Annotated in this window: 18 protein-coding genes and 1 pseudogene; 13 read left to right on the forward strand and 6 right to left on the reverse strand. The window is 47.1% G+C overall.

Annotated elements, in window-relative coordinates:
* Positions 1 to 4: 4 nt before the first annotated feature.
* Entirely contained in the window at positions 5 to 895 is an 891-nt protein-coding gene (locus tag BLV50_RS00645; protein WP_063564764.1) for a carbohydrate ABC transporter permease, read from the forward strand.
* 133 nt (positions 896 to 1,028) lie between these two features.
* Positions 1,029 to 2,633 carry an extracellular solute-binding protein gene (locus BLV50_RS00650; RefSeq protein ID WP_256337821.1) on the forward strand — a complete coding sequence of 535 codons (1,605 nt, stop codon included), beginning with the start codon at positions 1,029 to 1,031 and terminating at the stop codon, positions 2,631 to 2,633.
* Positions 2,634 to 2,715: 82 nt separating this feature from the next.
* Here the strand turns inward: BLV50_RS00650 and BLV50_RS00655 are convergent, their stop codons facing one another.
* Positions 2,716 to 5,154, reverse strand: a complete 2,439-nt coding sequence (locus tag BLV50_RS00655) for a glycosyl hydrolase family 95 catalytic domain-containing protein (RefSeq protein ID WP_090805216.1) — start codon at positions 5,152 to 5,154, stop codon at positions 2,716 to 2,718.
* Between the two features lie 210 nt (positions 5,155 to 5,364).
* Here BLV50_RS00655 and BLV50_RS00660 point away from each other — a divergent pair, with 210 nt between their 5' ends.
* Positions 5,365 to 6,261, forward strand: a complete 897-nt coding sequence (locus tag BLV50_RS00660) for an AraC family transcriptional regulator (protein ID WP_090805220.1) — start codon at positions 5,365 to 5,367, stop codon at positions 6,259 to 6,261.
* A gap of 76 nt (positions 6,262 to 6,337) precedes the next feature.
* Positions 6,338 to 7,282: a divergent polysaccharide deacetylase family protein gene (locus BLV50_RS00665; protein ID WP_240321373.1), complete on the forward strand. Its 945-nt coding sequence runs from the start codon at positions 6,338 to 6,340 to the stop codon at positions 7,280 to 7,282.
* On the opposite strand, the gene BLV50_RS00670 is transcribed toward BLV50_RS00665, so the two are convergent.
* Positions 7,257 to 8,030 (reverse strand): N-acetylmuramoyl-L-alanine amidase family protein, encoded by a 774-nt coding sequence (locus tag BLV50_RS00670; protein WP_072732322.1) that lies wholly within the window; start codon positions 8,028 to 8,030, stop codon positions 7,257 to 7,259. The two genes, BLV50_RS00665 and BLV50_RS00670, sit on opposite strands and share 26 nt — an antisense overlap.
* 192 nt (positions 8,031 to 8,222) lie before the next feature.
* On the opposite strand from BLV50_RS00670, the gene BLV50_RS00675 reads away from it, so the two are divergent.
* The gene (locus tag BLV50_RS00675; RefSeq protein WP_090805223.1) at positions 8,223 to 8,447 is read left to right on the forward strand and encodes a YqzE family protein; all 225 of its coding nucleotides are present in this window, start codon (positions 8,223 to 8,225) and stop codon (positions 8,445 to 8,447) included.
* 95 nt (positions 8,448 to 8,542) lie between these two features.
* On the opposite strand, the gene BLV50_RS00680 is transcribed toward BLV50_RS00675, so the two are convergent.
* From BLV50_RS00680 to BLV50_RS00690, 3 genes are all read right to left on the reverse strand, one after another.
* On the reverse strand, positions 8,543 to 9,448 hold the full coding sequence (locus tag BLV50_RS00680; protein ID WP_090805225.1) for a hypothetical protein: 906 nt from the start codon (positions 9,446 to 9,448) through the stop codon (positions 8,543 to 8,545).
* Between the two features lie 333 nt (positions 9,449 to 9,781).
* Positions 9,782 to 10,999 (reverse strand): YqhG family protein, encoded by a 1,218-nt coding sequence (locus BLV50_RS00685; protein ID WP_090805228.1) that lies wholly within the window; start codon positions 10,997 to 10,999, stop codon positions 9,782 to 9,784.
* Positions 11,000 to 11,001: 2 nt separating this feature from the next.
* Positions 11,002 to 12,762: a DEAD/DEAH box helicase gene (locus tag BLV50_RS00690; RefSeq protein ID WP_090805231.1), complete on the reverse strand. Its 1,761-nt coding sequence runs from the start codon at positions 12,760 to 12,762 to the stop codon at positions 11,002 to 11,004.
* Positions 12,763 to 12,952: 190 nt separating this feature from the next.
* Between BLV50_RS00690 and BLV50_RS00695 the strand changes: the two are divergent.
* Positions 12,953 to 13,645 (forward strand): annotated as a pseudogene (locus BLV50_RS00695) (HAD family hydrolase); the annotation flags it as partial.
* A 60-nt stretch (positions 13,646 to 13,705) separates the two neighbouring features.
* Here BLV50_RS00695 and msrA read toward each other — a convergent pair.
* On the reverse strand, positions 13,706 to 14,221 hold the full coding sequence (gene msrA / locus BLV50_RS00700) for a peptide-methionine (S)-S-oxide reductase MsrA (RefSeq protein WP_076289735.1): 516 nt from the start codon (positions 14,219 to 14,221) through the stop codon (positions 13,706 to 13,708).
* Positions 14,222 to 14,440: 219 nt separating this feature from the next.
* On the opposite strand from msrA, the gene BLV50_RS00705 reads away from it, so the two are divergent.
* The 7 genes from BLV50_RS00705 (at position 14,441) to BLV50_RS00735 (ending at position 24,480) form a co-directional block, all read left to right on the forward strand.
* Positions 14,441 to 15,001: a flavin reductase family protein gene (locus BLV50_RS00705; RefSeq protein ID WP_090805236.1), complete on the forward strand. Its 561-nt coding sequence runs from the start codon at positions 14,441 to 14,443 to the stop codon at positions 14,999 to 15,001.
* A 514-nt stretch (positions 15,002 to 15,515) separates the two neighbouring features.
* Positions 15,516 to 17,609, forward strand: coding sequence for an acyltransferase family protein (locus BLV50_RS00710; RefSeq protein ID WP_090805239.1), 2,094 nt, complete (start codon positions 15,516 to 15,518; stop codon positions 17,607 to 17,609).
* A 225-nt stretch (positions 17,610 to 17,834) separates the two neighbouring features.
* A complete protein-coding gene (locus BLV50_RS00715) occupies positions 17,835 to 19,148 on the forward strand; it encodes an extracellular solute-binding protein (RefSeq protein ID WP_090805242.1) in 1,314 nt (437 codons plus the stop codon).
* A 144-nt stretch (positions 19,149 to 19,292) separates the two neighbouring features.
* Positions 19,293 to 20,171 carry a carbohydrate ABC transporter permease gene (locus BLV50_RS00720; protein ID WP_063564751.1) on the forward strand — a complete coding sequence of 293 codons (879 nt, stop codon included), beginning with the start codon at positions 19,293 to 19,295 and terminating at the stop codon, positions 20,169 to 20,171.
* 39 nt (positions 20,172 to 20,210) lie between these two features.
* On the forward strand, positions 20,211 to 21,065 hold the full coding sequence (locus tag BLV50_RS00725) for a carbohydrate ABC transporter permease (RefSeq protein ID WP_371121405.1): 855 nt from the start codon (positions 20,211 to 20,213) through the stop codon (positions 21,063 to 21,065).
* A gap of 29 nt (positions 21,066 to 21,094) precedes the next feature.
* Complete coding sequence (locus tag BLV50_RS00730) at positions 21,095 to 22,900, forward strand: cache domain-containing sensor histidine kinase (protein WP_090805244.1); 1,806 nt, start codon at positions 21,095 to 21,097, stop codon at positions 22,898 to 22,900.
* A complete protein-coding gene (locus BLV50_RS00735; protein ID WP_090805247.1) occupies positions 22,897 to 24,480 on the forward strand; it encodes a helix-turn-helix domain-containing protein in 1,584 nt (527 codons plus the stop codon). The genes BLV50_RS00730 and BLV50_RS00735 overlap by 4 nt, the downstream gene beginning before the upstream one ends.
* Positions 24,481 to 24,484: the final 4 nt, after the last annotated feature.

A 24,484-nucleotide genomic window follows, 5' to 3' on the forward strand; every position in this document is an offset into this window, starting at 1 on the left:
TGTGATGATTCTGAACAGATTCGGGGATCGTATTTTCAAAATTATTGTGTATTTCATTCTTATTCTCGTATTACTGGTTACATTTCTTCCGTTTTGGAATATACTCGTTCTTTCATTGAACAGCGCGGAGGATACGGTACGGGGCGGCGTTTACTTGTGGCCCAGGGACTTGACCTTGGACAGCTATCAGCAGATTTTGAAAGATAGTGAGATTTTAAACGGGCTGTGGGTAACCGTCAAACGGACGCTGATTGGCGCACCGCTATCGGTTCTCGTCATTACGATGCTTGCGTATCCGCTAAGTCGGCGGAATCTGGTTGGTCGCAAAGGCTGGAACCTGTACTTTATCTTTACCATGTATTTCAGTGGTGGACTCATTCCTTTCTACATGGTGCTTAAGGCACTGAACATGATCGATACATTTTCGGTGTTCATTTTGCCAAGTTTGATGAATGTCTTCTATATGATTATTGTCCGTACCTTTATGGAGCAGCTGCCCCATGAGATTGAAGAATCGGCCAGGGTAGATGGGGCTAACGATCTGACGATTTTCTTCCGGATTGTGATGCCGCTGACAACACCTGTACTTGCCACAATAGGACTTTTTCAAGCGATTGGGCATTGGAATGCCTGGTTTGATTCCTATGCGTTCACCTACAGCTCGGACCTGAAGACCCTGCAGGCCGTGCTCGTTAAAATCTTGAATCAATTTCAGACTGGCGGCATGATTTCACAATCGCAGATGCTGGCCAACTCTGCTAAACGAAATGCTGTTTCGAGTGATACCATTCGAATGGCTGCTACCATGGTGGCCACCTTACCAATCGTTATGGTGTACCCGTTCCTGCAAAAATACTTTGTTAAAGGCATGACTTTGGGAGCTGTTAAGAGTTAATCTATTCCGTGATCCGGTTGCAGGGAAGGCTTGTCCGGTGGCTTCTCCCTGAAAGGGGGTGGGCAAAGATCGTTTTGGAAATGCTCAATCTAGCACTACAGGAATTTATTCATTGGGAGGAATTAGGGTGTCAATGATAAAGACAAAAAAATGGATGAACATGGGAATTACGGCTGCATTAGTCTTTGGTTTACTTGCGGGCTGCTCCTCCAATGATGGGGAGAATAATACAGCGGGTAAAGATGGGGAACAAGGGCCGATTACGCTGACGTGGTTTGATGGCAATACCAAAGGAGAACCATTTACCGATGCAATTGCCCAGGAAATTACCAAAAAGACGGGCATAGAGATCTCCATCCAACAACCAACAGGTAATCCAACGGAAAAACTAAGCTTGATGCTCGCCAGTGGTGACTATCCGGATGTGGTGGTCATGAGTCGGGGAGACGCTTCACTTGATAAGTACATTTCAAGCGGTGCATTCATTCCACTGGATGAGTTAATTGAAAAGTATGGTTCTGACTTGAAAGAGATGTATGGCGAAACCTTGACCAAAACACGTTATACAGACGGCAAGAACTACTATCTGGCAAACTGGTATGGACTCGACAGTGATCCGGTCTTCGGTATGCTGATGAGACAAAACCTGCTGGAAGAGTTTCTTCCAGACAAAGCAGATGGTTCAAAGCCACTTACAACGGATGAGTTTGAAGCACTCCTGAAAAACTTTAAAGAAAAATACAACACGATTGATGGCAAAGAGTCCATTCCCATGACGATGAACGGTGAGAACATGGGCGCGAATTTGGGAACATTCAAAGGCATGTGGGGCTTAAAAGCCTACTATGACAACAATGGACGTCTGCAATATGATGTTAAAGACCCCAAATATCGCGAGATGCTGTTATATATCAATCGCTTATATAGAGAAGGTCTGATTGAGAAGGAATTTGCGATCAGCAAAACACAGACTTGGATTCAAAAGCTGACGACTGGCGCAGTATTCTCTACACCAGGTGCCTATTGGGACCCAGGTAACGGCAATGGCGCCTTGAAGAAAGATGGCGGGGAAAAAAATCAGTTGTTCGCATACAAGGTTGTTGCTCCAGGTGTAGACCCGGCTCAAACAACATTTGGCCCAAGAAGCTCGCTTGGATGGGATGCCATTGCGATTACCAAAAACAACAAACACCCGGAAGAAACCATAAAGCTGTTTAATTATCTGGCGAGTGATGAAGGACAGCATTTGCTGCTGTGGGGCAAGGAAGGCGAGCAATACACTATGGTGGATGGCAAGCGACAACCGGACCCTGCATTCCTGAAAAGCTTCAAGGATAACTGGGATGATACGGTGAAGAAAAGTGGCGTTCGTAAATGGTTATGGTTTGTCAAAAATGGCCTGGATCCAAATGGACAGCCGTACGACATGGCCGTTAAATTCCAACGCAGTGAAGTGGATGAACTGGCCCTCAAGAGTCTTGGTGATTCCGTATGGGATACAGCACAGTATGATAACCTGAATCCGGATGGGGGAACACCTCAAGCACTGACGGCCCAGAAGGTGAAGGATATTATGGATCAGAGCATTACGAGAGCCATTATTGCTCCAAGTGAAGCTGAAGCCAACTCCGTATTTGACAAGATGCTGGAGGATATGAAGAAGGCTGGCGATGAGAAAGTGGAAGATATCATTAACGAGAAATATGCTCAGCGTATGGAACTGTGGTCTTCCAAGTAATTGAAGAGTAAATTTGGTACTAAGAAGCGTCTCGGGATGGTCAGGGACGCTTCTTATTTATGGTCACATTTTACAAGATACGCTAAAACGTCGCTTTAACAATGGAGATGATATCTCCTGCTACGGTTGAGATCTTGCCAACCTGACCAGAAAACATATATTGTTCACCAGAAGAAACTGTGCACAATGCCCCTTCTGCCCATGGGATATAGAAGGTTAGGGAAGTACCAGCTTCGCTCTCAATCTCGATCCAATCCGTCTCCCCATCCACAAAAGCCGCGCTGACAAGGAAGCCTCCCACAGCACGGAGAGTATGGAACTCTGCTTTTTGTCCATTCGGCCAATTGGGAAAGAAGCGCAGGGTGCCATTATAACTTTGAAGAAGGCATTCATTGATAACGGCAGGCAGGGAGAAATTTTCGAACCAGATGCCCATGCGTGACATGAAATCGAAGTTCTCCGTGTCAGCATAGCGACCACCGCTCATGAGGACCCGATCTGTGCAAGTGCCGTTTGGTAGCAGACAATACTGGATTTGACGCTTGAAGCGTTCCAGATCCAATACGCCAAGCCGGGCTCCGGCAAGATGAAAGAATACCAGTTCATTCCCGCCTTCGTTGCGGTGGTTAAGGTAGGAGTTTACTGCGGTCTGATATTCCTCCTCTGACGAATGAAGCCCGTGATCTTCACCTGGAAATACAGTCGTAATAGGAATCGGGACGTTATACACCACGTCAGGATCTTCCCCCTCCACCGACACAAAGACTGGACCGTTGCGTGATTCGGCTGTGGGATAAGAAGGGAACTGGTTTAAAATCTCCTCTACATTCTCTAGCAGTTCCTGCTCGGATTTTATCCTTTCAAGAACACCGCAGGCCTGGGTGAACGCATTGAACAGAAATCGCGTCAGTGTCAGGTCGATCAGGCAGTCTTTGTTTTTGGCAAAGCCGGGTGAAATCTCATATAGCTCCGGCACCACCGTCGGAAAAATGTGATAATTACCATCTCCCCAGCGTTCACCCTGTGCTTCCGGACGATTCATGTAATCGACCATGAACAGCACGGCTTCCTTCATGGGTTGAAATGCACGATCACGCAGGAACGTCTCGTCCATGGAATATCGATAGTGCCACCATAGACTTTGTACGGTCCAAGGCGTCTCACAGATTTCCCATCCCCAGTGCGGGACAGGGTAGGGCATCATGGACATCTCAACAGGATAGGCTGAGTGGGGGAAATAAGCTCCGCTTAGTCCGTAATAATCACGTGCCCATGCTCGGCTGATGGGAAGTACATGATCAACCATATCCACGTAGGGCAGATGTTTGTCGAGATGATTGCTGGAGAATGCGAGCCAAAATGGCTGCTGTGTGTTGTAATTCATGTGGTAATCCCCATGCCAGTCTGCACCGATGGTACGGTAGCTCCAGTTGGCGAATAGGCCTGGACAGGTAACGCCCTCTCTCACGGCACAATTAAAAAAGTAAAGATTGTGGTACCAGATACGCTCCAGAAATTCATCTTCCAGAGAGACGGAGGAGCGGCTCCAATAATCACGCCACATTACATTCGATTCTTCCTTAGCTTGACTAAAGGAAGACAGTTTTGGCGGGTCGGCCTCAATATTGAGTTCACTGTAAAGGCCTTCCCAGAGCTCTGCACAGGCCAAAAAGCCGAGTTCAGGTTCTCCCAGAGGACAGCCGTTGGATGCGAGCGTCTGATGATGCAAAGCATGTTTCTTCATTGCTGTTAATCCAGACGAGCGAACAGCGAGCCGGAAAGCTCTATCTTTTTCATGTGTGATATAGGGCGTAGCGGGATGCTCAACATGCGGCAAAATTTGCGTAAATGACTGTCTACCCGTAATTTCACTGGTTACGATTGCTGCTTGAGGAAATTCAGGCGGTGTTTCGGGATCAGGAATCAGCTTGATCTCCTCGAATAAGGGAACCAGAGCACCCGTCGCGGCATCGCTTACTTTCATCCAGACCCGGTCGTGCGCTCCTTCCACAAAGAGTTCGAATACAGCAGGTTTGCCATCGATCAGGAAATCAATCGTGCAAAGGCCGTTGGCAATATCCATGGTGTGGCCGATGACTTCGGCCTTTCGCCGATCATACCGCAGCAGTAGTGACCCGCAGGGCATGGGCTTGGGATATGCCTTACTGTAATTTTGGCCAGCCATCTCACAATATTGTTTGTACCACGGATGATCCGTTAATCGCGGTAAATCAGCTGGCAGAGCAGCAAATCTGTCATATACCTCTTGGAAAGTCAAGAGCTCTTCACGGTGTTCTTCGGCGAGACGAATATCCCATACATTGTTGTGCCCAAAATGGAGCATCACAGCGTCTGGACGGGTTGTTACGACAACACCTAGTCCTCCATTGCCCAGTAGTGCGCCTTCAAAAAAATCCGGAGCAGGACCAGTGAAGGAAATGGGATGCTGCTTGGCCCGTTCATAGCCTCTGTTCTTTTTTATCTCGTTTCTTCTCTTCGTTAGACTATCCTTCTTCTGCACAATTCGTCCTCCTCATGAAGTCATGCGATGTACAGTTATTACTGTATCTGAACAGCAGTTAGCTGTATTTAGCAAGACGTCCATGATTTGCACGATCGTCAGATCAATTGGTGCTCTGCTGATATGTACCTCTAGTCCCCAATTGTACCTTTCGATGATGGAGATGAAAGGTTAACATCGAGAAAAACGGAGTCGGAAAGGAAACTTCCAATGAATTTTGCTTCCTTGCATCCCTATGTATATTTGGCGACCCGATACCCTTTTGCGAAGGGACAGTCGAGTTCTCCGCGCATTTGTTATACCAGTTCCATTTACTTGATCAGCGAAGGGTATGGGATATTAAGTATAAATGGTCTGAGCAGCAGGCTCGGTCCTGGTTCGCTGGTCTATATTCCAGCAGGGCAATTACATGAATGGGTGGCTGATTCGGATAACCCTATGGTACATCTGTGTTGTTATTTTGATTGGTACTATGTGGAGCGAAAAGCGGTATTTGATACGGCCTGTCCGATCTGTTATCCGCCGCAGGTGTTGCAACAAGCTTTTGTTGGCCCAGCCTTTCCATATGAACTTAGGGAGATTTCAAAGGTGGAGTCGTTGCGAATCTGGCAGGATCTGTTCCAAGACTTTTATAAAAGTGGTTCATACACCAATGAGCAGACTTTTATGAGGAGCTTGACGATTCAGCGTCATTTTCAAACGTTTATCGATTACTTTCTGAACTGCTGCATGGAGAAGGGGCATTTAATCCCTGATCGCCGGATAGCCCATATTCTTAAAATTTTGGAGAAAGACTTACTTCACGGAGCACCCAAGCCGCTGGATATCTATCACAAAAGTCTCAAAATGAGCCGTGGTCATTTTTTCGAGCTGTTCAGGAAATCTACCGGATACTCCCCCATCCAGTATATGAATCACTTTCGTATTGGACGGGCGAAGTATGATTTGCTTCACACGACATTAAATATCACTCAAATTGCTGAAAAATATCATTTTAGCTCGGTTCATTACTTCTCTCGCCTTTTTCATCAACTGACAGGTCAGGCTCCTCGCCAATATCGCTTACATCATTCCAACACAGCGGCCTTCAGCGCTCCATTGGAATGAACAGGCTTTTTTTGTCTACATATTCCCCCTTCATTGTTCAAATAATGATGGGACAGAACAAAGGAGGGAACGATGGATGAATAAGGCCGGACGAAAAGGGTGGTCCTGCACCTGGAAATTTAAAATGTCAGTGGTACTCACAGGTACGATATTCATGGTTTATGGTTTTGGCTTTTCTGCCAGCAGTGCGGAATCACAAATTCGTTCAGGGCAGCCAGAGCAAATGTTAACGGAGCAAACCATAATACAAGCACCTGGTTCAACTTCAGGTCAGATATCACCAACTCCGGCAGACAAATCGCAGCGTAAACGAATGGCGATCATCATTGATGATGCGGGGAATGACATGAAAGGTACTTCTGAAATTTTGGCGACCCCGGTTAAGTTAACGTTGGCCGTGATGCCATTCTTGCCAACGACGAAGAAAGATGCGATTGCCGCACATGAAAAAGGAATGGATGTGATTGTTCACATGCCAATGGAGCCCAAAAAGGGAAGACCAGAATGGCTTGGGCCAGGTGCGATCACAACCAATCTGACGGATGAGGAAGTGCGTGATCGAGTCGAGAAAGCCATAGATGAAGTTCCTTATGCCGTCGGCATGAACAACCATATGGGTTCCAAAATTACGTCTGATAAACGGATCATGTCCATTGTATTGGATGTATGTCAAGAGCGCGGGCTATTTTTTGTGGATAGTCGTACCAATTTTCGATCTGTGGTGGGGGAATTGGCCATCACCAAAAATATGCCACCCGTCGGCAACGATATTTTTCTAGATGACCACAATTCCAAACAACAAATACGCAAGCAAATGGATTTGGCGGCCCAACGTGCTCTCGACAAAGATGTGTGTGTAGTGATCGGTCACGTTGGTCATACCGGATTAAATACCTCTGCTGTTGTCCATGAATCCGTATCTCGGCTCAAAGGTCAGATTGAGTTCGTCGGTATTAGCGATCTGGTCCGAGATGTGTGGCATTGGCAAGCTGAGCCTAAACTGCCGACAGATAATAAATAATGCCATTAGCAATGGACTGTGCAATCCGTTTCTGTTCGCCCGGGTCGCTGATCATTGCGCGATCGTGTGCATTGCTCAGAAATCCGGTTTCAACAATTACAGCGGGTTGCTTCACATGATTTAACAGGTAAAAGGGCTTGCCCCATACCACATCGCGCTCCGTCTTGTACAATTGATTTAGCTGATTCTGAATGGAACTTGCGAGCATGTAGCTTCTTCCTTCGTTCTGATGTAAAACAACTGGGCCACGAGCAGCTGATCTTGGACTCCAGTTGGCATGGATACTGACGACGATGTCGGTGCTGACCTCTTCGCTAAGGCTTTTGCGTTGAGCCAAATCTCTGCGATGGCGTGAGCGACTGTTTAACCAGCGATTCTCGTCACTCAGCGCATAGTCTCCAAGTCGGTTGATGATGACTGCATAACCCTTGCTGCGAAGCAGAAGATACACTTTTTGGCTAATGGCTAGGTTGATGTCTTTTTCCAGTACGCCATGGTCTGTTGTTCCACCGTCAATGCCGCCATGACCAACGTCTAGAAGGATGACAGGTGCTGCAAACGCATGATGAGTGGAGTGATAGGCATCCCCATCGGTTACCGGCAGCATGGATGGGCTTATGGGTGATTGTTGTGAATGCAATGTAGGCAGATCGGTTAAGGCAAATTTTGCCGCGCTGGCATGGGAGGTCAGAGGGATGGAACTGATGCTGATTAGCAATGCCATCGATGCGGCCAGCAGCTTATACATGAGAATACACGCTCCTTCTTGAAATAGGCATCTTATGCCATAAGTGAGTGAATGGATACCTTTGGCATTAGACTGTGCATTCTTCTGTTTTTCATACTCTTACAGCAAAAAAAATGTTTATTGGTGATCGCTTCTGCACACAATAGAGATAACATAAGCCCCGGCTTTGCCGGAGCTAAGGAGGTAGAGGTTATGGCCAAAAGTGATGAGCTGGTGAAATACATTACAGAGCGAGTCGTTTATTATATCGACACTCCGAAGGATGAGCGTAAAGGACGAACCAAAGCCAAAGAGCCATGGACTATGAAGTGGTTTGGAATGATTCCTTTTGCTGTATCTCTATGGGTTGGAAAAAAGGAAAAAGCAATGAATTCGCAGGGGAAAATGCAGAAACGAAGCTCTTCAGGTAAAGGGTGAATCAAGAACCAACATAGGTAGTAGCTTCTTCCAAAGAAAAAGACGCATTCCTATGAAGAACCAGAGGAAGGCGTCTTATTTGTTGTATAGATCGGTCAAGGTTTCACAGCATAGAAATGCCCGTCCCGCAGCAAAGTCTGAAGAGGTACAAATCGTCTTACCGAAGTATTCCCGCCAATAGCTACATATTGTTTTTGAACGGTTCCACGGTCGTCACGCCAGATTTGATAACCACTGACAGGCAAAGCCCCGCCATACAAGACATTTTTCTCATCTGCAGAGAAAATGATCTTTTTATGCTCTTTCCATTGCTGATTCAATGTCTTTACGCCATTGATCGAAAGTGCTTTTGAAGTGATCCATAACAGATTGTCCGCGGGATCAAAGAGAGGTTGCAGATCCATGGAGTCAACGGACAACGACAACGAGGAGACTTGTGGCGAATCCTCGGGGGTCATCACGACAGCTTGTACAGATATTGACCTTATGAACTTCATTCGACTCGTAGCCTGCCGTGAGTCCGTATCCAGTGCATCCAAAATACCCGTTGGTAAGGTGTCGCCGTTGGTTGCGTCAATATAGATTGCATCATCGTTAGGTCTCTCCACTTTCCAATAAGCGAGCAGGGGAGGCGCATAACGTAATTGAAGCCCTCCTCCGTCATTAATCATCTTCTTCAAGTCCAGTTGCTGTCGATCCAGAGCTTGATCCAACAAAGAAATGTTGTACGGTCGTTGTTCTCCCTGACCGTACTCGGTAAGTTGAAATTGTCCTTGGTCATTAGCGGAAATGATCATATAACCAACGGGTGACTCTCCAACATTAGCGTATACCAACCAGCTGCGTGTGCCTGGACCGAGGGGATAAAAGTCCAATTGAGCATGATTCCAATGGTTCCCCTCATGTTCAGTACTTAGAATGATGGCTTGCTCGCGAGCAAATTGTTGTACTGCATCAGGAGCCAGTGTGTCGGAATGAAGTTCCGCCGTACTTGTGGCCAATGTAGTGGGTAGTACGGACCTAGTTGCATTTTGGATTCCAGCACCTTCAGCTTGCAGTAAGGGGAGCAGGGTGATTATACATAGAAAACACATTACAATGTCGGTTATACGGCGAATCACGTTCCATCCCTTGTGGAAGGGTCGTTTCATGCTAACACCTACTTTTCTGGGGTACATATCCTGACAAAACGGACTCCATTTTCGCTACGTGATCGTTTCTAATTCCATTTTAGAGGACAGGTTATGCAAAGGTTGCTGCAACCTGTCGGGCTGCCACTCATGAATAAACACTACTTTTGCCGTCATTTGCGGGAAAAGTAGTGTCTTCGTCGTCTATCTCAAATGAAACATGCCGCTGCTAATTGCGGTCACCTTCACTTTGGGCTCATATTGCCAGATCATTTCGGTACGCCGTGTTTCATATTGCAGCTTCATAGCTTCCCGGTCCATGACCGCTTGGCGGGCTTTCTCCTGTTCCGGGTCCGTTTCTGGTTCTGCCTGAACAGCAGCTTCAGCAGCGAGTTCGACATCTGCTCCAATCATCACGCTAGTTGGTTCGACGGGCTGTAGATGTGCTTTCTGGATACGAGTAGGGCCGGAGCGAGAAGTCTGAATTTGGGTAGATGGCCCGGTCCCTGCATGTTCCTGATCCGTTGAACTGCCGTCTGTGCTGGAGGCAGAGATTGTATCAACGTCGACCTCAGGGGTGTCCTCTCTAAGAACTGCTTCATAGTACGTATCCACAACAGCAAGTTCCAGATCAAGCCGTTCTTTGGCTTTCTCTGCCCAGCTATAGTCGAGTTCCAGCAAGCGATTTGTCAAATGCGATTCCAGAGCTGCCCCGGCATCGGCTAGCGATACTTTGGCGGTCTGTACGTGCATATTCTCAGCCAGCCTTGGGCTAAGGTCACGCCTGTTCAGCTTCGAGCCGAACTTCTCGACAATTTCCCCTGTTCTGAGGGAGATGCCGATAAAATGAAGTTCCTCTTTTTTCAGATCACAAGCGAATTCCACTTTAAAACACACACCAAGCCATGGCTCATATACTGCTGGCGCGGTAGCTCGCAATTGCCTTTTTGCAGCCTGTTCGAACAGGTTCACGAATGCGCCGCCTTCACGCGCTGCATTGAAGATCTGTTGCAACCTGCGACTGCCATATACAACATCTTCTTTCAAAATCCGTCCGGGTCCCAGCTGAGGCAGAGAAGGGACAATACCGAAGTACCGACCTAGAATGGTATCTTTGGGAGCCTCGGGGGTACCGGTACCTGGTGAGGTTGGAGGAGCTAACTGTGCAGCTTTTGCTTCTTCAGCTTCCAACGCTTGCTGATGGGCATCCGGATCAAAGACGAATGTAAAGGACATCGTCTCCGCAGGTGCACCGGTTCGCTCCACAAATCCCCAATAATACGGACGGTTGGTTAATGCCTTGTCGGCTTCAGGTGAAAGTTTTACCGTAACATGGGCAGGAGAACGCTCCATAATCTGACAATCAAGTGTTTCCAGGTAAGTGAGCACATACGCTTGCACTTCATGGGGTGACATGGTCATGATCAGAGGCCTCCTTTACGAATATCAAGCCCGGATACGGCTGGTGCCTCATCTGCGACTTCGCGCTGAATGGAGTTCAACGATTGTCCAAGCGAGTCCATTTTACGGCGGATATCCTCTTCGTTTTGTGATTCAAGCATGATTTTGTACAAACTCTTTTCGATCGATTCCTTCTTCTCCAGCCGCTCCAGAATGACATCCAATCCACCAATAACCATCTCGAACATATTGATCTTCTCATGAAGCAGATTCAGAATATGCTCCTCGATTGTGCCTGTCGTCGAAAGGTTGTAGATGTTCACATCATGCTGTTGTCCCAATCGGTGTACGCGACCGATCCGCTGCTCGACACGCATAGGATTCCAGGGCAGGTCGAAGTTGATCATGTGATGGCAAAATTGCAGGTTGATACCCTCACCGCCCGCCTCGGTTGCAATCATTGCCTGTACGCGGCCACGGAAGAGGTCCATCATCCAGTCTTTTTTACCACGGTTCATGCCGCCCCGGTAGGGAACAGCGGTTAGGCCGTTGTTGCGAAAATAATTGAGCAAATACTCCTGCGTGGCACGGTATTCGGTGAAAATAATAACCTTCTCATTCATGTCACGAACGAGTTCCATTGTTTTTTCCGCTTTGGTATTTTCCTTGATCGCTTTAATATGGGCAACGAGTTCCCAAATCTTATCCCGCAGTGGGGAGTCCAGTGGAAGCTTCTTCGACAGATTGACCAACGTCACAAACACGGCATCCCGACTGCTGCATACTTCGCGTTGCAACGTCACTAGCGAAAGCATGCTGCTCAGATTGCCGCCGGCTTCCTGGTACTGATCCTTCACAAAGGAAGTCACCCCATCGTAAAGGGCTTGTTCTTCAGGCGAAAGCTGTAAATTCACATTGGACACGTTTCGTTTGGTAAATTGAACAGGTCCTTCACCGCGACGGTTACGGATCATGACTTTGGACAACTCATCCTTAAGCTGCTCCTGATTTTTCGGAATGCGTTTGTCGACGACAAAGTTGGCTGCAAAATCACCCTGACGGCCAAGCTGTCCCGGCTTGAGCAGATTAATGAGGTTGAACAGCTCGCTCATGTCATTCTGTACGGGTGTAGCCGTAAGCAGCAGGCAGTACTTTTTCCGCAATTTCAGCATGAATTGATAGTTCGTTGTTTTTTTATTTTTGAGCTTATGAGCCTCGTCGATAATAATCATGTCGTAATCTGTATTCAGCAGCATATCTTTATGCGGGTCACGCTTTGCTGTATCCATAGAGGCAACCACGATTTCATTTTGCCAGGAATAGGCTTTTTTCTGTGCAATCGCTGGGATGCCAAATTTGGAATTCAGCTCCCGGACCCATTGTAGTACAAGGGACGCAGGCACGAGAATGAGCACTTTGGATACAAGTCCACGGACCATATATTCTTTCAAAATCAGACCAGCTTCAATCGTTTTGCCAAGTCCAACTTCATCGGCGAGAATGGCACGGCCTGACATTTCAAACAGTACTCTGCGTGCAGTGTCCATCTGGTGTGGAAGAGGGGTGAGTCCCTGTAAATGCTTCAGACATTGGATTTCATCAAAGTTGGGAATCAGATTCGTCTCTTCGGCTTGAATGCCAAGTTGAAAGAGTCTGTAATCGCCCCAAGGGCCGCCTTTATCGAGTCTGGACTCCAGTTGGGTGATCCAGCTGCGATCGAATTCAAGCGGAACGGGTAGTTCTGCTGCAGGTTGATTAAGTTGATGCGGGTTTTTCCGGTTCATGGTGCTTCCTCCCCTGCCATTCGTGATGACGGTTTATTCGTAGGTAATAGTATGGACGAATGAGAGGCAGTTCATAACCAACCTTGGAATAAGGGGTGATTTCAATCAGAAAGTTTGGAAGGGTTGTAAAATGATAGGTATTCACGTATGTTGATGAATAGTCACTTTACTTAAGTAGAGTGACTATTATATCTCAAACTATATCCTGAATATGAAGGAGGAGAATCTGTTGATGCTTTCATTGATTTTTGATATGGATGGTACGTTATTTCAGACAGATCGAATATTGGAAAGTTCTCTGCATGACACTTTTAATCATCTGAGATCAAAGGGATTGTGGGAGCAGAATACGCCAATAGAAAAGTACCGTGAGATTATGGGAGTTCCTCTGCCCGTCGTCTGGGAGAATTTATTGCCCGGATACTCGGACCAGATTAGACAACAAGCAAATGAATGGTTTCATGAAAAGTTAATTGCCAATATCGAGGCAGGCCATGGAGCACTATATCCGTACGTAGAAGAGTTCTTTCAATACTGCAAAGAGAAGAGTATACCGATATACATAGCGAGTAATGGACAAATCGAATACTTGAATGCCATCGTAACCTATTATCATTTGGATGAGTGGGTAACGGAAACCTTCAGCATACAGCAGATTTCATCACAAAATAAGTCTGATCTCGTACGCTCCATCGTGGAGAAATATAAGATCATTCATGGCATGGTTATCGGGGATCGCTTGTCTGACATTAAGGCGGCGAAGGATAATGATTTAATTTCCATTGGATGTAATTTTGACTTTGCTCAAGCCGATGAACTAGCTCAGGCGGATCGGGTTATTGATAGCTTCGAGGAGTTGAAGACTTTAATCGGTGTACTGTAAAATGGATGCGACAAAAAAGCGGCCCATGTGGCCGCTTTATTAATTAATTATTTAAAGAGATTAACTCCAATATTTCTTGATAATTTCATCGCGTCCGGAATAAATCCGGGATTCTTTATAATATTTCGGATCTTTGCGATGGAAATTTTGATGATATTCTTCTGCCGGATAAAATACGGAGGCTTCCTCAATGGCAGTAACGACAGGTTTATCGAATCGGCCTGTTTTGGCAAGTTCCTCTCGTGATTTCAGGGCCAATTGGCGTTGCTCTTCATTGTGATACAGGATGGCAGCCCGATATTGGCTTTTGCGATCATTACCCTGACCCGTGGCATCTGTGGGATCGATCTGCGGCCAGTACAGCTCAAGCAATTTCTCATATGGGAAAATGGCTGGATCAAACGAGATTTGCACAACTTCCAAATGCCCCGTTTCCCCGGTCAATACTTGCTCATATGTAGGGTTTTCTACGGTTCCACCCATGTATCCAGATATAATCCCGTGAATGCCGGGCTGCTCTTCAAAGGGACTTACCATACACCAGAAACATCCCCCGGCAAACGTTGCTTTTTCAATCACTGCTATTCCCCATTTCTCAGTTGTGTTTAATCAAGATTACTATGAATGCTAATTATAACGCAATCCATTTGATAGTTCACCCAGCCTCTTCTTTTCAAAAAGTGATTTGTGATAAGGAAGTAATTCTTTCTCATCCTTTACTTATATTGTATAATAATGGATGAGAAAACGGCCTGTTACAGCTTTGGGGCCAATTGAAAACGAAGAGGTGATCAGATGCGGAAACCGATAGATGAACCTATGTTTTATTCCTATCCAGGCATGGTGGCGGTAGTGACATCCCGTCATAAGGGCATGCAGAATGTGATGGCCTCAGGCTGGCATACCTATATTGGGTCGTCTCCCGGAATTTACGGGATATCGCTGAGGAAGGAAACGTACTCTTATGAATTGATTGAGCAGAGTGGAGTATTCGGGGTACACTTCCTTCCGGGTCATCATTCGGAGTGGATTCAGGCTGCGGGAACCTTCAGTGGAAGAGACACAGACAAATTCTCGAAATTCGGGATTACATACGAAGAAGGAATTAAAGTGAATGTACCCATTCTGACTGAATCTTATTTTGCTTACGAGTGCAAGGTAATCGATATCACAACATATGGGGATCATGAATGGATTGCAGGTGAAGTATTACAGCGGTATCAAGACCCGGAATACTTCTTGGAAAATGGAATGGTTAATCTGGACAAATTGCAGATTCCAATGTACGTAGGACGATCCTCTTATCGGATTCTTGATGGGAGTGCGGAGGAGAAGGTTCATCCGTTTTACCTCTAGGGTCCTAGGCACCAAGATGCAATTATGAGCAAAACTTTCAATCCGGCAAGAGATAGGTTTATAATGGTTATTGGCTGCTGAGCAAGTCGGCAGCCTTTTCCTATTGGCATAAGTGTACACTCCAGACCCTCAGAAGGATCTGCTCATATATGAAATAAAAGGTAAGGTAATATTAGCCATTCTATGAAAAATGCTGTATTTAACAATAAAATTAGAGTATGATTTTACAGCTATATATGCTTGGCAGGAAAGGTTACATCGTTTCACTGGATTGTAACTATTACTGTAATTTGTGAATAATCTTTCGGGCGTATAATGCTAAACGGGACATAACGACAAAGATATAAAGAAATCGTAATCATAAAACATCATGGTTAAGTAACACGTCTTCTTTATGTTGTAAATGAATGATGGAAGGTGCAATACGTATGTTAATGACAACCAGAACCACAAGGAGTTCACGAACGCCCCAGACATGGATGATGTCGACTCACATTGTCAAGGAGGGGCTCGCATGTCACAATCGTTGAAAAGCAAGCGGCATATGAACGGACTGGATGGTTTGCGAGCCATCGCTGTGCTTGCAGTAATAGGGTATCATCTGAATTTAGGTTTTATTCCGGGCGGTTTGCTCGGTGTAGGCATTTTCTTTGTTCTATCAGGGTATTTGATTACAGATATTCTTTTGACACAATGGCAGGAGCGTGGCCGGATTTCGCTCGGTGATTTCTGGGTGCGAAGAGTAAGGCGCTTGTTACCTGGCATGATCACGATGACTGCAGTGGTGATGATTTGGCTGCTTTGCACAGATCCATCTCGACTGGCTGCGTTGCGTGGTGACATTGTCTCGGGAGTATTATACATAAGCAATTGGTGGTATATCTTTCATAACGTTTCCTATTTCGAAAGTTTCGGCCCTCCATCACCCTTTGGACATTTCTGGTCGCTGGCTGTGGAAGAACAGTTTTACATTGTTTGGCCCCTTCTACTGGTCGCAGCAATCGTCTTGTTCAAAAGAAAGGGATGGCTGGTCGTCTTTATTGTCGTAGCAGCTGAATTGTCTGCTGGTGCGATGGCCATCATGTATAATCCGGATCTAGACCCGAGCCGTGTTTATTATGGAACAGATACAAGAGCATTCGCCTTATTGGCTGGTGCTGCACTGGCCGTGGTATGGCCGAGTCGCAAACTATCGTCATCCCTTGCCCGCATCAATCGCCTTGTCCTGGACGTGTTAGGTTTAGCTGCGCTGGCTTGGTTAATCTACATGATGCTGAATAGCAGCGAGTACGACCCTTCATTGTATCGAGGAGGAATGGTACTTCAGGCTATAGCGACGACTTTGCTCGTAGCTGTACTGGCTCATCCATCATCCTTCCTGGCAAGGCTTATTGGCGCCAAGCCATTGCGCTGGATCGGGGAACGATCCTATGGTTTATATTTGTGGCACTATCCTGTCATTATTCTGACGAGTCCAACGGTAGACACGGGTGGAGCACATCCTGTGCGAATGGTTTTGCAGGTTGCAGCGACGGTTGCACTGGCCTCCTTGTCACTTAAATATATTGAAAATCCAATTCGTCATAACGGATTTCGTGATTCCTGGTCCCGGTTATGGGGAAGAGGGCGCAATGCAACAGGTATTCGCAACGTATGGTGGAAGCGCGCTGGATTGCTGATGAGTATTCTGTTGATGTGCTTTACGGTGTCACAGATGATGATTACGTCAGCAGCGAATTCTGATTCCCATTCGGTATCGATGTCGGCCACGCTGAATGGAGATCATTCCGTAACGGAGGAAAAGGGGCAGGACGTTCTTCCAGCAACAGTGAGCACCTCCGGGGCCAACAACCAACCTGCGCCACAGAAAAACGATAAACCAGCGGCGAACGCTGGAGATCCACCAGGCAAAGGAGAACAGCAAACGACGAAGCCAGGTAATGCTCCGAAATCTGAGGAACCAACTTCAGGTGAGCAGAAAGGATCAACTCCTGGCGACTCGAACCATGCTGTTGGTAAACCCAAAGGAAGCACCGACAATCCTGGAAATCCAGAAGACAACGGTAATGAACAACCCGAGGATCCTGTCAATACATCAGATTCGTCCAAAGAGCAAGAGGAAACAGCCCCTCCAGCCAAAGATGGCAAGATTCATTATACGGTCATTGGAGATTCAGTTATTTTGGACGCCAAGCCTTATCTTGAACAAACCATTTCGGGCGTGCACGTGGACGGTCATATCGGCCGTCAGATGTGGGAGGCTGCCGATGTACTGGATGGCCTGAAGAGAAATAACCAAATGGGCAGTCAGGTCGTGCTGGAGCTTGGAACAAACGGTTCCTTCAATTCCAAAAGTCTGAATTCCGTTTTGGATTATTTGAAAGATGAAGAACATGTTTATCTGGTTACTGTGCGAGTCCCTCGCCCATGGGAACGAACCGTGAATAAAGCACTGAACGAAGCGGCGTCCGATTATAGCAATGTATCTCTCATTGACTGGCACACTGCAAGTGAAGGACATGACGAATATTTCGAAAAAGATGGCGTACATCTGACGAAGGAAGGTTCGGAAGCTTTTGCAGCACTTGTGAAAGACAGTATGAAATAAATCAGAACTTATCTATTCATTTATTTATAAATTCAAGAATGGTTCCCGAATCCACATACAGAAAGAGCTCTCATGATGAGGGCTCTTTCTGTATGTAGCAAAGATTGCAGGATCAACGGGGAATCCGATATTTTTCACCCCTGCATCCGTGCATCGTCACCTTACAGAATGATAGCGTTACCATTTACAATAAGTGTATTCAAATCGCCAAGGGGGACTATAGAGATGTTGAAAAAATGGCTTTCGGGAATATTGGCAATGACGCTATTTTCCATCGTTCTGGCTGGTTGCGGCGGCGGGGACAGCTCAGAAGGCAGCGACAGCAAGGATAAAGTAACCGTCACTATATGGCACAACTGGACTGGACAGGACGCTAAAGCGGTGGCGATGCGCAAAATCATTGAAGACTTCCGTGGGTCGCATCCGGATATTGAAGTCGTGGATGAAGGTCTGCCGACAGATGGCCTCAAAACAAGGCTCCGGACCGTGGCAGCGGCCAATGAAATGCCGGATCTGTTCGTCATGTGGCCGGATGCGATGACCAAGGAGTTTGTGAAAGGGGATCTGTTGCAGCCGATCAATGCCGAGCTGGACGCGAAGCCGGAATGGAAAGACAACTTTATTCCGAACGCTCTGGATGGATATACGGTGGACGGGGATATCTACTCGGTACCGATGAATCTCGCACCCACTTCCTTTATTTATTACAATGAAGCACTGTTTAAGCAGTACAACGTGAAAGTACCTGAAACGTGGGCTGAGCTGGAGCAGGCCATCGCTACATTTAATGAGAACAAAGTAATACCGATCGCACTGGGGAACAAGGCCAATTGGGTGGCTCAATCCACGATCTTCAGTACACTGGCTGACCGGGTAACCGGCACAGACTGGTTCTTAAAAGCAACAGCGCAGGATGGGGCCAGCTTTACAGACCCACAATTCATCCAGGCGCTGGACAAAATGCAGGAACTCGGTAACAGCAAAGCATTTCAGGATGGTTTCAACAGTATTGACGAAACACAGATGATGCAGCTGTACTTCCAGGGAAAAGCAGCGATGGTGATGAACGGCGGATGGGCATTGGCCAACCTCGTCAACAACGCACCGGAAGACATTTTGAACAATACACACATAACGATTTTACCAGCAGTAGATGGAGGCCAGGGTGAGGACAGGACGACATCGGGAGTTGTGGGGACAGGCTTGGGTGTAAGCAAAAAGTTAAGCGGTGCCCAGAAGGATGCGGCCATGGAGCTATTCTACGCTTTGGCAGGCCCTGACGGTCAGAAAGCAACTCTGGATAGCAGCACACTCGTCAGCTACAAGATTGATCTGGACAAATCAAAAGCCCATCCATTGTTTGTGGAGCTCTATGACTTAATGCAGGAAGTAAAGATTACTCCGGTGTATGATTCCAAACTAGGATCTGCAACCGTCGAGGTTATCAACAATGGATTGCAGGAGCTATTGATGGGTGGTAAAGCCGCAGATATCGCGAATAAAATCCAGGCATCGCAAGCCAGTGCAGTGGGAAATTAAGGTCATAGGTCATTCCGATCCAGATCTGGATGAGCTGAAAGATGCTTTGCGGTAAGATTCAGACCCCTTCCCGGTAGGGGAGGGGTTTTGCATTGATATCAAGGGTTGTAATTACCAAAGGTTTGATGAAAGGAAGTGAGCAAGATGAACGCATTGCGCAGTCGACGTTTTATTATGCTGGGGCTCGCTCCGGCAGTTCTAATTTACGCTTTGTTTGTATTTGTGCCGGTTGTATGGTCAGCGTACTATGGATTCTTCAACTGGTCGGGAATCGGAGAGTCAAAATATATCGGACTGGATAACTATGTGGAAATATGGCATGATTCCGTATTTTGGCGGGCACTGAAAAACAACGTCATTTTTGTTCTAGCTTCAGTATTTGGACAAATTCCGTTAGCGTTGATGCTGGCGGTCATTTTGCACAAAAGCAATCCGTTACAGCGTTTTCTGCGTTCAGCCGTATTTCTGCCGATGGTATTATCCACAGTAGTTATCGGTATGATCTGGCAATATATCTATCACCCGCAGATCGGGATACTGAACTTTCTACTGGATGCATTAGGGCTGGAAAGCTGGAAGCTGCAGTGGCTTTCAGATGAGAAAATCGCCATTTTCTCCTTGGTGCCACCGCTGCTCTGGAGTTTTGTCGGTTTGTACTTGATTATCTTCATCTCGGCGCTGCAGAATATTCCCGGCGAAATTCATGACGCTGCCAAGATTGACGGTGCTTCCGGAATTCGCAAGCTGGTTTCCATTTCTTTGCCCATGATCTGGGGAACGGTTCAGGTAGCGATCATTCTATGTATCTCGGGCAGCCTAAAATCATTCGATCTGGTGTACATCATGACCAAAGGCGGCCCGGCGCATGCGACAGAGCTGCTGGCAACGTATATGTATAATTCAACCTTCAACACGTATCGCTATGGCTTCGGGAGTGCTATCTCGACCACCATTGTGCTAATCTCCCTGCTGCTGATCGGAACAAGCCAGTGGGCGACAAGCCGTAAGAGAAAAGAGAATTAGGAGAGAGGGGGGAATGTAATGAGTGTTACACCGTTATCGATGCCAACACCAGGGAATACTTCAGGCCATCCGGTTCGCCAATTCCGTAGTGGAATTGTTTGGACGCTGTTGACGGTCTATGGTATTTTAACATTGTATCCGTTCTATTGGCTTGTGATCAGTGCATTCAAAACGAATGAAGATTTCTATAGCAGGCCCTTCGGGCTTCCGGAGAAATGGAACGTGGAGAATTTCAGTAATGCTTGGGAAAGCTCAAAGCTGGGAACCGCTTTTGGCAATTCCCTGATTGTGTCCGTAGGTTCGCTTATCATAACGCTGTTTATAGCAGCGCTGGCCTCATTTATACTTGCACGTTTCCAGTTTCGTTGGAAAGGGTTGATCATGACCTTCTTCGTTGTAGGTATGCTGATTCCCATTCATAGCACATTGGTTCCGTTATTTATTTTGATGAAACAGATGTCTCTGCTGAATACGTATTGGGCACTGATATTGCCGTATACCGCATTTGCGTTGCCAACCGCGATATTTGTGCTAACAGCTTATTTGACTAGCATTCCACGTGACATTGAAGAGGCCGCTTTTATTGATGGAACAGGTCTATGGGGGCTGTTCACCCGGATCATGCTTCCCATGTCTGTGCCTGCCTTGTCAACGGTCACTATTCTAAGTTTTCTACACGCATGGAATGACTTTTCATTCGCACTCGTGTTTATTAACAAAACAGGGTTGAAAACGTTACCGCTCGCGATCGCCAACTTTGCCGACGGATATCAGACCGATTACGGCCTGACTCTTGCTGCCATGACCTTGTCCGTAATCCCGACCATCATTCTATACCTGGTATTTCAGGAACAAGTCATGAAAGGCATGACGGCCGGAGCAGTCAAAGGTTAAATGAGAGCGCATCCAGAGGAGGAAAAGGTGTGGGACGCTGGCTAACATCTTCACTGCAGCGGAAGCTGTCTGTCGTGGTTACGGCTTCCATGATTGTGCCGCTGCTGGCACTGGGACTGTTCGCCTTTCTGATCTCTTCCCGCATCACAGAGCAAAAAACAAAGCTTTCCGGCATGGACACACTGAAGCAGGTAGAAGCGAATTTACGCTATATGCTGCAGGATGCCGAGACATTATCGATTTTTTTGATTGGAGAAAGGGACATTCAGCAGTATTTGAGTAGCGATGAGGACGATGTGCAGGAGCGGGTGGATATTCTGGGCAGGATGACCAATTTGGCCGCTTCCAAAAAATATATTGCCAACATTGCCATCTATCCGGAACGTTTCGATGCGGCTCTGTCCACGGCTACATGGTATGAATCATCCAATGTAACTTATCCTCCTGCTCCGCGTGGTGATGCGGTTAAAGCATGGACTGGCGTATATCCGGTTCAGAATTATGCGGGTATCCAAAATGTAATAACATTGGTTCGACCCATTCGCAGCATTCATGATTATCGGCCCATCGGATGGCTGGCGATCAGTCTAGATGAGAAGGCAATCTCGAAAGGATGGGCAGCGCTGGGATTGGGTATGGGCGAAGGTCGACTGGAACTGATCGGTCCCACTGGAGAGATTTTGTCTTCCATGGACAAATCCCGTCTTGGAAAGTCACTGGAGAAGATCGAGCCTGAAGTACATACGCTGATCCAACAAGAGGGAAGCGGAACAGCCACGTATGGCAGCGGCAATGAGAAACGTACTTTGCTCTATTATCCGGAACTGTTGACAGATTGGACGCTGACCGGAACGGTTCCCTACGATCAGTATAAGTCCGAAAACGGTTATATTCTGATCCTCACTGCCGTTGCAGTGACGCTGTCTGCTGCCATCAGTGCAGGACTGGTCTGGTTTACGGTGCGACGAGTCACAAAGCCGCTTCGAGTTCTTACGAAGCATTTGTCCCGAATGGACCCGGATCGACCACTGCCCTTATTCCGATCGGAAAGTGATGATGAAATCGGCAAGCTGGGAGAGAGTTATAATTTGCTCGGTGCCCATATTGAGAGACTGAAGGAAGAGGTTATCCGCGGTGAAGTCCGCAAGAAGGAAGCTGATCTCAGGGCACTTCAGGCACAGATCAATCCTCATTTTCTGTATAACACCCTTTCATCCATTCACTGGATAGCCTTGATGTCTGAGGAAAAGCGGATCGCAGAGATGGTCGAAGGATTGAGTGATTTTTTGCGCATCAGCTTGAATCAGGGTAGGGATTATTGTCCAGTTGGGCAGGAGATTGCCCACATTCGCCATTATGTTCGTGTACAATCCATCCGATTTCCCGACAAGTTCGCCGTGCATTATATTGTGGATCCGGCACTTGAACAGCGAATGATGCTGAAATTGCTGCTCCAACCACTTGTCGAAAATGCCATGATTCACGGAATTCAGCCGAAAGCGGGTACGGGCACAATCACAATCATGATTCGGCAAGAACAGGAACGAATGAATGTGCTGGTTCTGGATGATGGAGTTGGCATGGAGCTGGGCAGACTGGAGCATGTCAGAAGCAATCTTGTGTCATTGGATGAGGAAGAGCAACATGATTCAACCCACTACTGGACGGAGAAAGAGCCAATGAAGCAAACATCCCAAGGGGGTTACGGACTCCGCAATGTGAACGAGAGACTACTGCTTCATTACGGAGCGGAGGCGCAGCTCGAAGTGGACAGCCGGGTCGGAGGTGGAACCCGGATTTCATTTTCCATTCCAATCCTGGAGGAATCACGATGAGATTACTGATTGTTGATGATGAAGTAATTATCCGAACAGGGCTCGCCAGTGTAATCGCTTGGCATGAACTGGGGATTGAGCTGCTTTCGCCAGCAGCCTCGGCAGAAGAGGCGTTAACACGCATGGCCGAGGAGAGGCCGCATATTCTGATGACTGATATTCGGATGACGGGAAGGTCGGGGCTTGAACTGGCTGAGGAAGGGCGGCATATGCTGCCGGAACTCGAGGTCATTATTTTATCGGGATACGATGACTTCTCTTACGCTCAGCAAGCGATTCGTCAAGGTGTCACGGATTATCTGCTTAAGACGAGTAAACCGGAAGATATTATCAAGACGGTGCTTCAGGCCAAACAACGGATTACCGAACGATGGGCTGAGAAATCAAGAGAAGGGCAGCTACTGCGAGAGAACAAACAGCGCCTGTTCGCTGGATGGATCATTGATGGAGACGTTGAATCAAGCCCTTGTCCTGTATTTCTCCAGTCGGGAATGAATGTGCAATCGGAATATTCCTCAGACAAGGAGCAAGTGCAGAGACAGATTCTTATTTTAAAAGCTGAGGGGTGGAATCATTCTTCGGTTACTTTACTGAACTTTGCCGTGCAAAATATGCTGGAGGATGTTCTGTCAGGCGCAATTGCACACATTCAAAAAGACCGGATTATCTGTGTTGTACAGCTGCCGCCGAATGAGCAGGATTTCCAATTTACTTTGGGGATTGCGTTAACCCGGATGGAGCAACTGTTGAAATGTACATTGCGTGCAGCAGTAGGTCGACCCTGTATGGAGGTTCAACTTCTGCATGAGAGCTACCGAACAGCGTCGATTGCATACCGTTACCATGGGTTACTTGAAGACAGGATATGGCAATATGAAGACGTTTTGCACCGCATAGGAGGCAAAGCCGTCCTTCAGCATGAGGAAGAAACTACCCTGGGGACATTGTTAATGGATAACGACTCGATTATGCTGACCACATGGACGCGAGAACTGGTGAATGAACTCCTGTTGGACCCCGAAGTAACGCCAGAGTCTTTTGATGCCTGTCTGCATGCTGCGGTGAATGCCGGACAGCGCTGGTTGATTCGCACGATGCGGGCCATTGGAAGAGACGATCTGGAACGATTCGAACCATGGAGGCCAAACCCGGATGCCGATGCTGGTGAACTTCGTGATCTGCTGTTTCATCATTTATATGGGCTGATGCATACCTATCACAGCCAGATGGGACAAGGGCGGACCACCCATGTACAGAAGGCTATTGCTTATATGGAATCTGGATTGGCACAGGATATTAGCCTGCAATATGTCGCAGGTCAGGTTCATCTGCATCCGGGCCATCTCAGTGAACTGTTTAAGAAGGAAACGGGCGTCACTTTTGGTGATTTTGTAACTGGCATGCGAATTCGACGCGCGATGGACATGCTGGTGGTTTCTCCCGCAAAAGTAAGTGAAGTGGCGGCTATCAGCGGATATGAGGACGTTAAGTATTTTAGCAGGCTGTTCAAAAAACATACAGGCAAGACTCCGAGTGAGTTTCGCGAGGAGGCTGTGTCGTACAAGACTTCCGGACATTAAAGGT

It is taken from the genome of Paenibacillus sp. 276b (genome assembly GCF_900107875.1).
Taxonomy (GTDB): Bacteria; Bacillota; Bacilli; order Paenibacillales; family Paenibacillaceae; genus Paenibacillus; species Paenibacillus marchantiae.